Genomic DNA, 14,913 nt, shown 5'->3' with positions numbered 1-14,913 from the left:
TGGTATGATATAGATTAGGATTCTTAAAGGATTGGAGGCAAGATAGTGTCAGATGCACAAAAAAACCGTACGAATGTGAAAATATATGGAACGGAATATGTAATACTCGGCCAAGAATCTTCCAGTCATGTTCGATTGGTTGCCTCTATCGTGGACAAGAAAATGCGCGAGATTTACGGGAAGAATCCATCCCTTGATACAAATAAATTAGCAGTGCTGACAGCTGTTAATATTGTAAATGACTATATTAAGCTAATAGATCGCGTGGAAGAATTGGAAAATGAATTAAATAGAGAAAAGGACTGAAAAAAAGTTCATGTTGGATTTAATCGTCATCATTCTGCTCGTTTTTGGTCTCTTGAGAGGGCTGAAACGGGGCTTTATCCTGCAGATCATTCATTTGACAGGATTTATCGTGGCATTTATTGTTGCAAATAAATATTATATACCGCTCTCAACTAAATTAAACTTATGGATACCTTATACAAATACAAGTGAGAACAGTTTCGTTCAAGGACTTTTTGGCAGCACAAACTTGGAAGAGGTATTTTACCGTGCAGTCGCTTTTGCAGTGATTTTCTTTGCTGTGAAAATAATCTGGCAAATCATCGGCAGCATGGTCGATTTTGTCGCAAGCCTTCCTGTCTTGAAGCAGCTTAACACTTGGGCCGGAGCAATTTTAGGCTTTGTTGAAACCTATTTGGTGCTGTTTATCCTGCTTTATATTGCAGCATTGCTTCCTGCTGAGTTCATTCAGACACATTTGAATAATTCGGTTGTAGCAGCAGGTATTATCGAAAACACTCCATACTTTTCGGAAAAAATCAAGGAAATTTGGTTTGAATACGTAGCCTCCTAAAGGCAATAGGAACTCTTCCGGCTATGAGGCTGGAGGGGTTTCTTTTTGCTTAAATAGTAGCAACTTGTTATAGAAAAATAGCAGAACATGTTATGATATTATTGTTTGACAGAATTAAGGGAAACATACTAATCAATGACAGGATTATGTAGGTGATAACAATGACAACAAAAAAAGAAGTAGTACGCCAATTAGAACAAATTGCAATATATATGGAATTAAAAGGGGAAAACTCCTTTAAAATATCCGCATTTCGCAAAGCAGCACAAGCGTTGGAAACAACAGAACAAACATTAGACGAAATAGAAGATTTCACAGCGTTTCCTGGCATCGGAAAGGGCACTGCTGCTGTCATAGAGGACTTTATCCATACAGGAGAATCCTCTGTATTGAAGGAACTAAAGGAAGAAGTGCCTAAAGGGTTAATACCATTGCTTCAGCTGCCAGGTCTTGGAGGCAAAAAGATTGCTAAACTCTACAAAGAACTCGGCATTGAAAATGCAGAGGACTTGAAGCTTGCGTGTCAGGAAAAGAAAGTCCAATCCTTGAGCGGCTTTGGCAAAAAAACAGAAGATAAAATACTGGAGGCGCTTGACAGCTTTGGTTCAAGGCCAGATAGACTTCCGCTTGCTTATATGCTTCGAGTGGCTTTTTCCATTGAAGGTGAGTTAGAAAAAATAGAAGCGATTGAAAGGTTTTCCCGTGCAGGTAGCATTAGAAGAATGCGGGAGACGATTAAAGATTTGGACTTTATTATTGCCACCAATTCACCAGCAGACGTAAAAGACAAATTGCTGACCCTACCAGGCATAAAGGAAGTCATTGGTGCTGGCAATACGAAGGTAAGTGTTGTGCTTGAATTGGAATTTGATGTTTCCATTGATTTCCGCCTCGTTAAGCCGGAGGAATTTGCAACAACCTTACATCATTTCACAGGTAGCAAGGATCACAATGTCAGAATGAGGCAGCTTGCAAAGGAACGAGGCAAAAAAATAAGCGAATATGGTGTGGAAGACACTGAAACAGGGGAAGTAGAAACATTTTCGACTGAAGAGGAATTCTACCATTATTTCGGCTTGCCGTTCATTCCTCCTGAAATGAGAGAAGATGGCAAGGAAGTCGAAGATTTCAAAGAAGAATTGGATATCATCTCTCTTGAAGATATTAAAGGTGATTTGCATATGCATACAACCTGGAGTGATGGTGCGTTTTCTATCGAAGAAATGATCGAAGCAAACAGACAGCGCGGCTACAAATATATGGCAATTACAGATCACTCCCGCTATTTAAAGGTGGCGAACGGCTTAACACCGGAACGTTTGCAAGAACAGCTTCAGATTATTAAAGCGCTTAATGAAAAGTACGATGATATTACCATTTTAGCTGGTGTTGAAATGGATATTTTACCGGACGGAACACTTGATTATGATGACGAGCTTCTTGAGCAAATGGACATCGTTATCGCATCCATCCACTCTTCCTTCTCTCAGCCTAAGCATAAGATTATGGAAAGACTCGAGAATGCACTGCGCAATAAGCATGTCGATATCATTGCCCATCCGACAGGAAGAAAAATCGGAATCAGAGAGGGCTATGAAGTGGATATGGACGATTTAATCAGGCTTGCCAAAGAAACAAATACAGTACTTGAGCTGAACAGCAATCCAAACCGTCTAGATTTGAATGCAGAAAATATTAAGAAAGCGCAGGATGCTGGTGTTCATCTTGTCATCAATACAGATGCTCATCACACGAAGGAGCTTGCTTATATGGGCATCGGTGTGTCTACAGCGAAAAAAGGCTGGATAAATAAAAATACAGTAATTAATACGTGGGATACGGAAAAACTGTTGGATTTTCTAAAGAATCGTCATAAGTAATAAAAGCTAAAAAATTTTTTCTATAATACTAGGAAAGAAAAATTTACGTTTGCATTAAAAAGATAAAGGAGATAACTCCATGCAAGAAAGAGTATTGAAGACATTAGAATTCGACAAGATTAAAAGCCAGCTGCTAGAGCATGTTTCTTCTCCATTAGGAATGATAAAGGCTTCTGAGCTGATGCCTTCCACAAGCTATGAAGAAGTGGTTCAATGGCAGGAGGAAACAGATGAAGCGGCAAAAGTTTTCCGAATGAGGGGAAACATTCCGTTAAGCGGAATACATGATATCCGCCCGCATGTGAAGCGTTCATCCATCGGCGGGATGTTAAGTCCCGTTGAATTGAACCAAGTAGCAAGTACAGTCCATGTGAGCAGACAAATAAAAAGATTCACAGAGGAATTCCATCAAGAAGATCCAATCCCTATTTTACAGGAACTGGTTGACGGCATTGTTGTGCTCGCTGAAGTGGAAGAAGAAATTAAAATGGCCATTGATGAACAAGGGACAGTTATGGATAGTGCGAGTGAAGCATTGCGCGCTCTTCGCAACCAATTAAGAAGAAATGAATCGAAGGTGCGGGAAAAACTAGAAAGCATGATTCGTTCCGCTAATGCAGCAAAGATGCTGTCAGATACAATCATCACAATCCGGAATGACCGTTATGTTATCCCTGTTAAACAAGAATACAGAGGACATTATGGTGGAATCATCCATGACCAAAGTGCTTCAGGTCAAACATTATTTATTGAGCCTCAATCGGTTGTAACATTAAATAATGAGCTGCAAGGCATACGCGTAAAAGAGCAGCAGGAAATAGACCGAATTCTAGCACAGCTGACTGTTCTTGTGGCAGAGCATAGAGAAGAGCTGCTGGAAATTGTGGAGATATTAAAGGAAATTGACTTTATGTTTGCTAAGGCGAAATATGGTCATCGCATTAAAGGAACAAAACCAATCATAAATAATGAAAGAAAAATAAACTTGTTCAAGGCAAGACATCCCTTGATTCCAATTGACGAGGTTGTAGCTAATGATGTCGCATTAGGAGATGCTTATTCTTCTATTGTTATAACAGGACCGAATACAGGCGGTAAAACAGTAACATTAAAAACAGTAGGCTTATGCACATTAATGGCTCAATCCGGTTTGCAAATTCCTGCTCTTGATGAATCAGAAATGGGTGTGTTTGAGGCTGTATATGCAGATATTGGCGATGAGCAGTCTATTGAACAATCATTAAGTACATTCTCTTCTCATATGGTCAATATTGTAAGCATATTGAAGGAAGTTAACAGCAGCAGCCTTGTCCTGTTTGATGAGCTTGGTGCCGGAACAGATCCTCAAGAAGGGGCAGCACTTGCCATTTCTATTTTGGATGAAGTAAACAAAAGAGGAGCAAGAGTAATTGCCACAACCCATTATCCTGAGTTGAAAGCATACGGGTATAATCGAGAAGGTGTTGTTAATGCCAGTGTAGAGTTTGATGTTGAGACATTAAGTCCTACCTATAAACTGCTGATTGGTGTTCCTGGACGGAGCAATGCGTTCGAGATTTCCAAACGACTCGGATTAAATGAGGATGTTATTGAAACAGCGAGATCTCATGTGAGTGCAGAAACGAACAAAATTGAAAATATGATTGCTTCCCTGGAAGAAAGCCGCAGAGCTGCAGAATCCGAGCATAAGGAAGCTGCTGATTTGCTGAAGCAGGCGGAAATGCTGCATCGTGACCTGCAAAAGCAAGTAATGGAATATTACGAGAAAAAAGAGGCGCTTGAAGAAAAGGCTAAAAAGAAAGCCGCAGATATCGTTGAAAATGCGAAACAAGAAGCGGAAACAGTCATTTCAGATTTACGGAAAATGCAGCTGGAGAAACGGGCGGAAATTAAAGAGCATGAATTAATTGATGCAAGAAAACGCCTTGAGGATGCTGCTCCAAAATCAGCGATTAAGCGAAAAGAAGCAGTGAAAACAAATCATGAGTTCCAGCCGGGGGATGAAGTAAAAGTACTGACATTTGACCAGAAGGGCCAGCTGATTGAAAGGGTCTCTAATAAAGAGTGGCAAGTTCAAATCGGCATTATGAAGATGAAAGTGAAAGAGCGTGATATGGAGTTCATTAAAGCGCCTAAAGTGGTGGAAACAAAACCACTTGCAACAATCAGGGGCAAAGATTTCCATGTAAGTCTTGAACTAGATCTTCGAGGGGAAAGGTATGAAAATGCCTTGGCGCGTGTTGAGAAATATATTGATGACAGTCTGTTAGCAGGCTATCCAAGAGTATCCATCATTCATGGCAAAGGAACTGGAGCACTACGAACAGGTGTGCAAGAATACTTAAAAAACCATCGTTCCGTCAAAAGTATTCGCTTCGGTGAGGCTGGGGAAGGCGGCAGCGGCGTTACCGTTGTAGAACTGAAATAATAGAAACAAGACAAGAGAGAGGAGATGCCAGATGAATGCATTTTGGAGCAATGAATATGTGAACACCGCTGGCGATTACAGTGTTGTTATCCTGAGCATCGTTGTTTTTTTATCTATATTTGAATTAGTTACAAAATATAATAACTGGGAAGAGATAAAAAAAGGGAATGTTGCTGTTGCGATGGCAACAGGCGGTAAAATATTCGGGATTGCGAATGTATTCAGGCATTCCATCATGCAGAATGACTCATTGCTGACGATGATTGCCTGGGGAATATTCGGTTTCTTCCTATTGCTGATAGGATACTTTATTTTTGAGTTTTTAACACCGAAATTTAAGATTGATGAAGAGATAAAAAATGATAACAGAGCGGTCGGTCTTATCTCTATGATTATTTCAATCGGCCTTTCCTATATAATAGGTGCAGGCATCTCCTAATGGGGTAGACCAGTTTTTTAAGTATACTGGCTGCAGATCTACAACCTTATAGAAGTTTGGCTACATTCAGAGACCAGTTTCAAGGAAACTGGTCTCTTTTGTTATTTAAAAATGCCCTTTTTATAATTTAGGCTTATTTTAAATGTCCTAAAGCTCCTTCCCGCCATATAATAAGCTAGTACAATCTCAACTATGTTAGGAGGAGCAGGTTTGGAAACAGAGAAACCTTGGCTTGAACTTTATCCAAAGGAAACAGCGAAAAATGTTTATTATAAGGCAGAAACCCTTCCCCAGCTGCTGCGCAATGCAGCAAAAGAATATCCGAAACATAAGGCAGTTCACTTTATGGGAAAGGAATTAACGTTTAAGCAAACGTATCAAAAATCATCTAAACTAGCAGCTTATTTGCAAAGCATCGGAGTGAATAAGGGAGACAGGGTTGCAGTAATGCTGCCAAATATCCCGCAAACTGTAATCAGTTTTTATGCCATTATGCTTGCCGGAGCGATTGTAGTTCCAGTAAACCCTCTTTATAAAGAAAGAGAAATTGAATTTATCCTCAATGACGCTGGCGCAAAAGTCATTATTACACTCGATATCCTTTACAACCGCGTAAAAAATGTACAAGAAATGACAAGTATAGAGCAAATACTTGTAACCTCTATCAGTGAATTCCTCCCATTCCCCAAAAATCTCGTTTATCCATATATCCAGAAAAAAGAGCATGGCATTATTCCTTCCGTCAAACATGAGGGATCTACCCATCTGTTAAAAAAAATTTGGAAAAAGCCTGTAGAAGAGTTTACAGAACACAGCCTTAACTTTGAGGAAGACTTGGCGATTATCCAGTACACAGGAGGAACAACAGGATTCCCGAAAGGCGTTATGCTAACACATCAAAACCTTGTTGCCAACACTGCTATGTGCCGCCAGTGGCTGTATAAGCTGGAGAAAGGCAAAGAAAGGCTCCTTGCAATTATGCCCCTTTTCCATGTGTATGGGATGATGACTGTGCTTGTCCTGTCTGTCATGGAGATATACAAAATGATCTTGCTCCCAAAATTTGATGCGATTACTGCACTTAAAACGATTCATAAACAAAAGCCTACCGTATTCCCTGGGGCGCCGACTATTTATATCGGCTTGTTGAACCATCCAGATATTAAAAAATATGACCTATCCTCAATCATTGCCGCTATAAGCGGTTCTGCTCCGCTTCCTAAAGAGATTATCGACCGCTTTGAAGAGAAGACTGGCGGAAAGCTGGTTGAGGGCTATGGACTGACAGAAGCCTCTCCAGTGACGCATGTTAACTTCTTATGGGATCACGATATTGTTAAAGGAAGCATAGGTGTACCATGGCCTGGTACAGATGCTGCTGTTTTCTCGCCGGAAACGGGTGAAATGCTCCCTCCTGGAGAAATTGGTGAGCTGGCAGTTAAAGGACCTCAAGTAATGAAGGGATATTGGAATAATCAAGAGGAGACAGAGCTTGTTCTAAAGGACGGATGGCTGTATACAGGCGACCTCTGTTATATGGATGAAAAGGGCTTTTTCTATATTGTTGACAGGAAAAAGGATACGATAATCGCCGGCGGCTTTAATATATATCCACGAGAAGTCGAAGAGGTTCTGTATGAGCATCCTGCCGTTCAGGAAGCAGCAGTTGTCGGTGTGAAAGACTCTTACCGAGGTGAAACAGTGAAGGCATTTATTGTGTTGAAAGAAGGAGAGCAGGTTTCAGACGATGAGCTGAATACATTTATGCGAACAAGGATGGCAACCTTTAAGGTGCCAAGAATTTATGAATTCCGTGATGAGCTGCCAAAGTCAGCGATCGGCAAAGTATTGAGAAGAGAGTTAAAGGAGAAGGAAACGGAAGAAGGGAGATAATGGGGATGAATATCATCGTCTTGCTTTCAATCGTCCTGGAAGCAAACCAGCAGCTTATGATTGAGAACGGGAAGATACAGCATACCAATTTAAAAGAAAGTGTTAATCCGCCAGATGAAGCAGCATTAGAGGAAGCTCTGCTTTTAAAGGAAGCTTACGGAGGCAGCGTTACAGTCTTGACTGTTCACCATCGGGAAGCTGAAAAACATCTTAGAAGAGCACTTGCGATGGGAGCAGACAATGCCCTATTCGTAAAAACAGACGAAGACTTAGAGCCGGCTGTAATTGCTAAGCTTATTGCTGAGCAATTAAGCAGCCTGCCGTATGATCTTATCTTAGCTGGAGACTTTTCGACAAATGGGGGCTCAGGACAAGTTGGACCTAGAGTGGCAACAATATTAGGACTTCCCTTCCTTTCAAAGGCGGCAAAGCTGGAAGTAGAAAAAGAGGCTGTTTTCATAACGAAGGAGAGCAATGGAGATTTAGAGACATATAAAGGGAAATTTCCAGTTCTCCTCACAATCCCGCAAGGCCTGCATACACCTCGTTTGCCGAAGCTCTCAAGCATCATGAAGGCTAAACAAAAGCCTCTTGAAAAAAAGACAGTAGCCTATCAAAATCAAAAGGATATTCAAACAGTTGATTTCAGCTATTTCGTAAATGATCGGAAAAAGATTCTGTTGGAAGGGGAACTGGAAGACAAAGTGAAACAATTGGCGCAAATAATACAAAGCCATATACAAGAGTGACGGGAGTGAGAGAAATTGAAAAAGCGAATAGTGATTATTGCGGAAAAAAGACAGGATAAATTACATTCAGTCACATTAGAGTGCATGGAGGCAGCTACTAAAATATCCAGCGATAGCGAAATAGTTGTCTTGCTTGTCGGCGACGACGATGATGAATCAATTGCTGATGATCTTATGTATTATCACTGTGACAGAGTTGTGTTCATGAAAAACAGTAAGCTCTCCAGACCTAATGTTCATACATTGCTTCCTCTCATAAAGCAATTCATAGAAGCAGAGCAGCCTTATGCCGTGTTATTAGGACAGACGGACTTTGGCAAAACACTAGCAGCATGTCTTTCCGAATCCCTTAAACTCCCCCTAGTTTCTAATATTGTAGAAATAAAAACGGGGCCAGATAGCTTGTTTGTAACAAGACAAATTTTATCTGGAAATATTATCAACAAGGTGCAGATAAACAATCATTGTATTTTAAGCATAAAGCAAAAAGCTTGGAAAGCTGATAACAGGCTTGAGGAGAAAAAGGGTATTAAAGAGATACAATCTCCAATTGTAAACAATCCTGACTTTTCCCTTGTCCGGCTTGAGAAAAAGAGCAGCGGCAAGGAAGAACTGGCAAATGCCAACATAATTGCTGCAGCAGGCAGAGGTGTTGGAAATGAAAGTGGCTATCTTCTTGTCAAACAGCTTGCCGAGACATTAGGAGGTAAAGTTGGCGTGTCACGAGGGGCTGTTGAACTTGGCGTGTGTGATGCATCCAATCAAATTGGCCAGACAGGAGAAACAGTCGCCCCAAAAATATATATCGCATGTGGAATTTCAGGAGCTATCCAGCATCTAGTCGGCATTACGTCAGCAGATATAATTATTGCGATTAACAAGGATGAAGAAGCACCGATTTTTCAAGCATCAGATTATGGAATTGTCGGGAATGTTTTTGATGTGTTGCCATTACTAGAGAAAGGCTTGAGATCTCAAGACAGCCAATAACGAAAGTCAAGTGGGCAAAACGACTGAATAGATGCAGGAACAGATGGGAAAAATGATGGACGAAACAAATTATTAGCATCAATAGTAAAACGGTGGTATACTTTGGGATATTATCAGGTTTAACACTAAGAGGAGGCATATATAAATGGCAATTTCACATGCAACAGATCAAAACTTTTCAGAAGAAACAGGTTCAGGCGTAGTCCTTGCAGATTTTTGGGCACCTTGGTGCGGACCATGTAAAATGATTGCACCAGTATTGGAAGAATTGGATTCAGAAATTGGTGATAAAGTTAAAATCGTGAAAATCGATGTTGACGAAAACCAAGAATCAGCTTCTAAATTCGGCGTAATGAGCATCCCAACATTGTTGGTATTCAAAGACGGCGAAGTAGTCGATAAAGTTGTTGGTTTCCAACCAAAAGAAGCTCTTTCTGAGCTATTGGCTAAACACGTTTAAGACTCAAAAACAAAACCCTGGGACTTCCTAGGGTTCTTTTTTTGGCCTTTAATCAGCTTTTAGTTGGACTTTTGGAAAAATCCTCATTCCCTTCCTCCAACTTACACACACTCATAGTTGCTGAAAACGAGCTTCTGCCCTATCATATATAATAGTACTTATGTTCTGTATAAACAAGTGCGTTCAGGGAGGGACTGCAATGAACGATACAATAAAAAACAAACTGATGCTTTTGCCTGACCAGCCAGGATGCTACCTGATGAAAGACAGACAAGGAACGATCATCTATGTAGGGAAAGCAAAGGTACTTAAAAACCGCGTCCGCTCTTATTTCACTGGTTCGCATGACGGGAAAACCTTGCGGCTTGTGAATGAAATAGAGGACTTTGAATATATTATCACTTCATCTAATATAGAAGCACTTATCTTAGAGATTAATCTAATTAAAAAGCATGATCCGAAATACAATATTATGCTTAAGGACGACAAAAGTTATCCATTTATTAAGCTGACAGCAGAAAGACATCCCCGGTTAATTACGACACGTAATGTGAAAAAGGATAAAGGCAAATACTTCGGTCCATACCCTAACGTACAGGCCGCTAATGAAACGAAAAAGCTCCTTGACAGGCTTTATCCTCTTCGTAAATGCACTACATTGCCAGACAGAGTATGTCTTTATTATCATCTTGGACAATGCCTTGCTCCATGTGTAAATGAGGTGCCTCAGGAAGAATACCGCAAGATGGTTGATGAGATTACAAAGTTTCTGAATGGCGGCTATAAGGAGATAAAAAAGGAGCTCACAGCAAAAATGTCAGCTGCTGCTGAGGAGCTTGATTTTGAGCGGGCAAAAGAATACAGAGACCAGATTGCTAATATTGAAGCTACGATGGAAAAGCAAAAAATGATGATGACAGACCTTGTCGACAGAGATGTTTTTGGATATTCAGTTGACAAAGGCTGGATGTGTGTCCAAGTGTTTTTCATCAGACAAGGAAAGCTGATTGAGCGAGATGTTAGCATGTTCCCAATTTATCAAGAGCCGGAAGAAGAGATGCTCACCTATTTCGGACAATTTTATTCAAAGGCTAATCATTTCAAACCGAGAGAAATCTTAATACCAGATTCCATTCAAGGGGAAATGGTCGAAGAGCTTCTTGGTGTGAAAGTGATTAAACCGCAAAGAGGTCAGAAAAAGGACCTAGTATTGTTGGCAAATAAAAATGCCAAAAATGCTCTTCATGAAAAATTTGCTTTAATTGACAGAGACGAAGAGCGCACAATCAAAGCAGTAGAGAATTTAGGAAGCCAGATGGGGATTTACACGCCGCACAGAATTGAAGCCTTTGATAACAGTAATATTCAAGGAACAAACCCAGTTTCGGCCATGATTGTGTTTGTTGACGGAAAACCGGCGAAAAAGGAATACAGGAAGTATAAGATAAAGTCAGTTCAAGGACCGGATGATTATGAATCGATGCGGGAGGTTGTGCGCAGAAGATATCAGCGCGTATTAAAAGATGGACTGCCAATGCCAGATTTGATTCTTGTTGATGGAGGGAAAGGTCATATTGAGGCTGTCAAAGAAATTCTCCTCGATGAACTGGCACTCGATATTCCGGTTGCAGGCTTGGCGAAAGACGATAAGCACAGAACTTCCCAGCTGCTTTACGGAAATCCGCTTGAAATTATACCGCTGGCACGAAACAGCCAGGAGTTCTATCTCCTGCAGCGTATTCAAGACGAAGTCCATCGGTTTGCGATTACCTTTCATCGTCAAGTGCGCTCGAAAAATGCCTTCCAGTCTATGCTTGATGACATTGCAGGGATTGGAGAAAAACGTCGTAAGCTCCTGTTAAAAACATTTGGATCTGTTAAAAAGATGAAAGAGGCATCGATTACTGACTTCACAAATATCGGAATTCCAGCTGCTGTTGCAGAGGAGCTTCTTGAAAAATTAAAAGATTGATTGTATTTTTATGCAAAAAAATAAAAAATAGCGTTGTTAAGCTGAAAACCATATGCTATAATGATGGCAACTTATAACTTAATAAGTGAAGGTAGAGGTGCGAGCTTCAATAGTAATAATTCGGAGAAGGATGAGCTTCATTGAAGAATTATGAAAGGGAAGATCGCCGAAGTGAAGGGATAACTCATCGTTCCTTTGCTGGTTTTGCATTGAATAAATGTAAGACTGTCAAAACAAGGAACTGTTTTGGAGAGCTATCTCGCTGTTTGTGCACATTTATATGTATTTACCTGCACGGCAATGAGATGTTCTCATTGCCTTTTTTGTTTGCAAAAAAAGGTGATAGAACAGAGCTTCTAAGAAGAGAAAAGAAGGTAGGGAATAGCTGTGGGATTAGTAGTTCAAAAATTTGGCGGAACATCTGTCGGTAGTGCAGAAAGAATTAAACATGTTGCCGAAAGAGTAATGGAAGAAAAAAATCGTGGGAATGACGTCGTTGTCGTCGTTTCAGCAATGGGAAAAACAACGGATTCATTAGTAAAACTAGCTGGTGAAATTACAGAAAAGCCGAGCAAACGAGAAATGGATGTACTCCTGTCAACAGGAGAACAAATCACAATCAGTTTACTTGCTATGGCTCTGAATGAAAAGAATATAGATGCCATTTCGTTTACAGGCTGGCAGGCAGGCATGGAGACAGAAGCAGTCCATGGCAATGCCCGCATATTAAATATAAAAACAGAGAGAATCGAAGAACATCTGATGGATGGCAAGGTTGTCATTGTCGCAGGCTTCCAAGGAATCACAGAAGGCGGAGACATTACAACACTTGGCCGCGGCGGTTCTGATACGACTGCGGTAGCTCTAGCAGCTGCGTTAAAGGCAGATAAATGCGATATTTATACGGATGTTACAGGTGTATATACGACAGATCCGCGCTTTGTAAAAGAAGCAAGAAAACTGCTGTCCATTTCATATGATGAAATGCTAGAATTGGCAAACCTTGGCGCAGGGGTATTGCATCCACGAGCAGTTGAATATGCGAAAAACTATCAAATGCCGCTTGTGGTCCGTTCAAGCATGGAACAAGAAGAAGGAACTATCATCGAGGAGGAAGTATCAATGGAACAAAATTTAGTAGTACGCGGAGTCGCTTTTGAAGATAATATTACGAGTGTAACGGTGTTTGGGCTGAAAGATCCGCTAACTAGCCTTTCCACTATCTTTTCTACATTGGCTTCACATCACATCAATGTGGATATTATCATACAAAGCTTGACTGAAAGCAAAGGAACGAACCTTTCCTTCTCCATTAAGGACAGTGATTTGGGAGAAACAGTTAAGGTCCTTGAAGAAAACAAAGCAGTGCTTGGTTATGATAGAGTTGCGTCAGAGCAAGGACTTGCGAAAGTCTCTATTGTCGGCTCTGGCATGATTTCCAATCCAGGTGTTGCTGCAGACATGTTCAAAGTGCTGGCAGAACAAGATATTGTGATAAAAATGGTAAGCACATCAGAAATTAAGGTGTCTACTGTTATTGAGAAAAGCAATATGGTGAAAGCAGTCGAAACACTTCATGATGCGTTCGATTTGAGCAATTTACCGGTTATTAATGCATAACAACAATAAAAAGGTCCTCAAGAAAGAGGACCTTTTTTTATACAGGATCTTTGCTGTCCCAGCGGACAGTGATAGTAATTTTTTTGCCGCGTCGTTTTGGATCTTCAAACGCTTCTGCAACTACTTCTTTTAATTGTTCGTGCTGCTGTGCAAGGTAGCCTGCTTCCAACTGGAATGTGCATTTGCCCTTTTCCTTCAGCCTTTGTTCAATTAATGGACTTGTAATGCTATATTCCATCTCATTTTTATTTGCTTTCACGATTTCAAGCTGACCCCAGCCTGCTTTTTCAAAAAAAGCAGCTGCTCCTTCCAAGTGGTCAAGGGGGAAAGTTCGGGCAATTCTTTTGCCAGCCCAATAAAGGATATCCGGAGTATCTCTTCCAAGCAAGTCAGGTATTAAAATTTCACGCAGCAATTCGTATCCATAGGCAGGTACTGTAAGAGAGTCTTCCTCTACTTTCGTTATTCTTTCTTCTGTTGTAATCTCGCTCAATTGCCTCTCTCCTCTTTCTACAATTCTATTAAATATATGTTATTAAATTCATTAAATGCATCGTAAATTTCGACAAAAAATATATCGCTTTAATAGTATACTTTAAAATCTAGAAAAAAACATAGCGATAAGGGAATAATAACAGGAAAATCAGGTCTATTTTATTAGTTCTGTATGGCAAAATAACACATCATATAAAGCTTTAAGCCAAGCAGGAAAAAGCTAGGAGAAAAAGCAGGCTTAATCTTACTGCCATCTGCTCTATCAGCTTCTATTATTTTTCCCTTAGGGCCAAAGTTTCTATGCGGTAAAATAAAGTAGAAATTTTTCCAAGAGCAAAATCATATAATAAAAAAGGATAAAGAAATCTGGAATAATTGTATCCGTTTTCTTGACCGAGATTTTTATTGGGAGTACAATGAAATTGTCACAGAATTGTAAGTTTTCTATCTTGTAATCGCTTTTATGAGGAAAAAGAACTATTTCATCATTAGGGGGGGAAAAGTATGGCAAAAAATCGAGAGTTTCTATTCAGAAGATTACATTCTTTACTGGGGGTTATCCCAGTCGGTGTATTTTTGATCCAGCATTTGGTTGTCAATCATTTTGCTACAAAGGGACCGGAATCATTTAATAAGGCAGCTGCCTTTATGGAGCATTTGCCGTTCCGATACTTTTTAGAAATTTTCGTGATTTTTTTACCAATTATTTATCACGCTGTATACGGTATTTATATTGCTTTTACAGCCAAGAACAATACGAAGAAATATGGATATTTCCGAAATTGGATGTTTTATATCCAGAGGGTTACTGGAATTGTAACATTGATATTCATTGTATGGCATGTTTGGGAAACACGGGTAGCTGCTCAAATGGGGAAAGAAGTCAATTATAATATGATGGAGGAGATCTTAGGAAATCCTTGGATGTTTGCCTTTTATTTAGTTGGTGTAATCTCCACTATATTCCATTTCTCTAACGGGTTATGGTCATTCTGTGTCAGCTGGGGAATTACAGTTACTCCTAAATCACAAAGAATTAGTACATATGTTACGATTGGAATTTTCATTATCTTATCAACAATCGGCGTACGAGCGCTGTTAGCTTTTGTATAGAAACTAGAATGATAG

At 40.1% G+C, this 14,913-nt stretch carries 13 protein-coding genes and 1 riboswitch; of the genes, 12 read left to right on the top strand and 1 reads right to left on the bottom strand.

Annotated elements, in window-relative coordinates; translation table 11 throughout:
* Positions 1 to 45 precede the first annotated feature (45 nt).
* The 11 genes from zapA to L8T27_RS14525 all read left to right on the top strand — a co-directional run bounded on the left by zapA (position 46) and on the right by L8T27_RS14525 (position 13,290).
* Positions 46 to 306: a cell division protein ZapA gene (gene zapA, locus L8T27_RS14575; RefSeq protein ID WP_233317516.1), complete on the top strand. Its 261-nt coding sequence runs from the start codon at positions 46 to 48 to the stop codon at positions 304 to 306.
* Positions 307 to 316: 10 nt separating this feature from the next.
* Positions 317 to 859 carry a CvpA family protein gene (locus L8T27_RS14570; protein WP_233317518.1) on the top strand — a complete coding sequence of 181 codons (543 nt, stop codon included), beginning with the start codon at positions 317 to 319 and terminating at the stop codon, positions 857 to 859.
* A 161-nt stretch (positions 860 to 1,020) separates the two neighbouring features.
* Positions 1,021 to 2,739 (top strand): DNA polymerase/3'-5' exonuclease PolX, encoded by a 1,719-nt coding sequence (gene polX, locus L8T27_RS14565; RefSeq protein ID WP_237941786.1) that lies wholly within the window; start codon positions 1,021 to 1,023, stop codon positions 2,737 to 2,739.
* A 79-nt stretch (positions 2,740 to 2,818) separates the two neighbouring features.
* Positions 2,819 to 5,167 (top strand): endonuclease MutS2, encoded by a 2,349-nt coding sequence (locus L8T27_RS14560; RefSeq protein ID WP_233317530.1) that lies wholly within the window; start codon positions 2,819 to 2,821, stop codon positions 5,165 to 5,167.
* Between the two features lie 31 nt (positions 5,168 to 5,198).
* A complete protein-coding gene (locus tag L8T27_RS14555; protein ID WP_233317532.1) occupies positions 5,199 to 5,606 on the top strand; it encodes a DUF350 domain-containing protein in 408 nt (135 codons plus the stop codon).
* 210 nt (positions 5,607 to 5,816) lie between these two features.
* Positions 5,817 to 7,499, top strand: coding sequence for a long-chain-fatty-acid--CoA ligase (locus tag L8T27_RS14550; RefSeq protein ID WP_237941785.1), 1,683 nt, complete (start codon positions 5,817 to 5,819; stop codon positions 7,497 to 7,499).
* Between the two features lie 5 nt (positions 7,500 to 7,504).
* Positions 7,505 to 8,248 (top strand): electron transfer flavoprotein subunit beta/FixA family protein, encoded by a 744-nt coding sequence (locus L8T27_RS14545; protein ID WP_248574448.1) that lies wholly within the window; start codon positions 7,505 to 7,507, stop codon positions 8,246 to 8,248.
* A gap of 15 nt (positions 8,249 to 8,263) precedes the next feature.
* Positions 8,264 to 9,238, top strand: coding sequence for an electron transfer flavoprotein subunit alpha/FixB family protein (locus tag L8T27_RS14540; RefSeq protein WP_237941783.1), 975 nt, complete (start codon positions 8,264 to 8,266; stop codon positions 9,236 to 9,238).
* A gap of 145 nt (positions 9,239 to 9,383) precedes the next feature.
* A complete protein-coding gene (trxA, locus tag L8T27_RS14535; RefSeq protein WP_144456514.1) occupies positions 9,384 to 9,698 on the top strand; it encodes a thioredoxin in 315 nt (104 codons plus the stop codon).
* 199 nt (positions 9,699 to 9,897) lie between these two features.
* Complete coding sequence (uvrC, locus tag L8T27_RS14530; protein WP_237941782.1) at positions 9,898 to 11,670, top strand: excinuclease ABC subunit UvrC; 1,773 nt, start codon at positions 9,898 to 9,900, stop codon at positions 11,668 to 11,670.
* 84 nt (positions 11,671 to 11,754) lie between these two features.
* Positions 11,755 to 11,935, top strand: a riboswitch (Lysine riboswitch).
* Positions 11,936 to 12,057: 122 nt separating this feature from the next.
* Positions 12,058 to 13,290 carry an aspartate kinase gene (locus L8T27_RS14525; RefSeq protein ID WP_233317543.1) on the top strand — a complete coding sequence of 411 codons (1,233 nt, stop codon included), beginning with the start codon at positions 12,058 to 12,060 and terminating at the stop codon, positions 13,288 to 13,290.
* Between the two features lie 37 nt (positions 13,291 to 13,327).
* On the opposite strand, the gene L8T27_RS14520 is transcribed toward L8T27_RS14525, so the two are convergent.
* Positions 13,328 to 13,783, bottom strand: coding sequence for a YslB family protein (locus L8T27_RS14520; protein ID WP_233317545.1), 456 nt, complete (start codon positions 13,781 to 13,783; stop codon positions 13,328 to 13,330).
* A gap of 506 nt (positions 13,784 to 14,289) precedes the next feature.
* Here L8T27_RS14520 and L8T27_RS14515 point away from each other — a divergent pair.
* On the top strand, positions 14,290 to 14,898 hold the full coding sequence (locus L8T27_RS14515; RefSeq protein ID WP_233317547.1) for a succinate dehydrogenase cytochrome b558 subunit: 609 nt from the start codon (positions 14,290 to 14,292) through the stop codon (positions 14,896 to 14,898).
* Positions 14,899 to 14,913 lie beyond the last annotated feature (15 nt).

Source organism: Niallia sp. Man26, assembly GCF_022049065.2.
GTDB lineage: Bacteria > Bacillota > Bacilli > Bacillales > Cytobacillaceae > Niallia.
The sequence above is the reverse complement of the archived record's forward strand: the minus strand, read 5'-3'. Positions and strand labels throughout refer to the sequence as shown.

Excerpts from the sequence above, each read along its gene's own strand:
- L8T27_RS14570 (WP_233317518.1), top strand. The coding sequence starts at position 317 with ATGTTGGATTTAATCGTCATCATTCTGCTCGTTTTTGGTCTCTTGAGA.
- polX (WP_237941786.1), top strand. The coding sequence starts at position 1,021 with ATGACAACAAAAAAAGAAGTAGTACGCCAATTAGAACAAATTGCAATA.
- L8T27_RS14560 (WP_233317530.1), top strand. The coding sequence starts at position 2,819 with ATGCAAGAAAGAGTATTGAAGACATTAGAATTCGACAAGATTAAAAGC.
- L8T27_RS14555 (WP_233317532.1), top strand. The coding sequence starts at position 5,199 with ATGAATGCATTTTGGAGCAATGAATATGTGAACACCGCTGGCGATTAC.
- L8T27_RS14545 (WP_248574448.1), top strand. The coding sequence starts at position 7,505 with ATGAATATCATCGTCTTGCTTTCAATCGTCCTGGAAGCAAACCAGCAG.
- trxA (WP_144456514.1), top strand. The coding sequence starts at position 9,384 with ATGGCAATTTCACATGCAACAGATCAAAACTTTTCAGAAGAAACAGGT.
- uvrC (WP_237941782.1), top strand. The coding sequence starts at position 9,898 with ATGAACGATACAATAAAAAACAAACTGATGCTTTTGCCTGACCAGCCA.
- L8T27_RS14515 (WP_233317547.1), top strand. The coding sequence starts at position 14,290 with ATGGCAAAAAATCGAGAGTTTCTATTCAGAAGATTACATTCTTTACTG.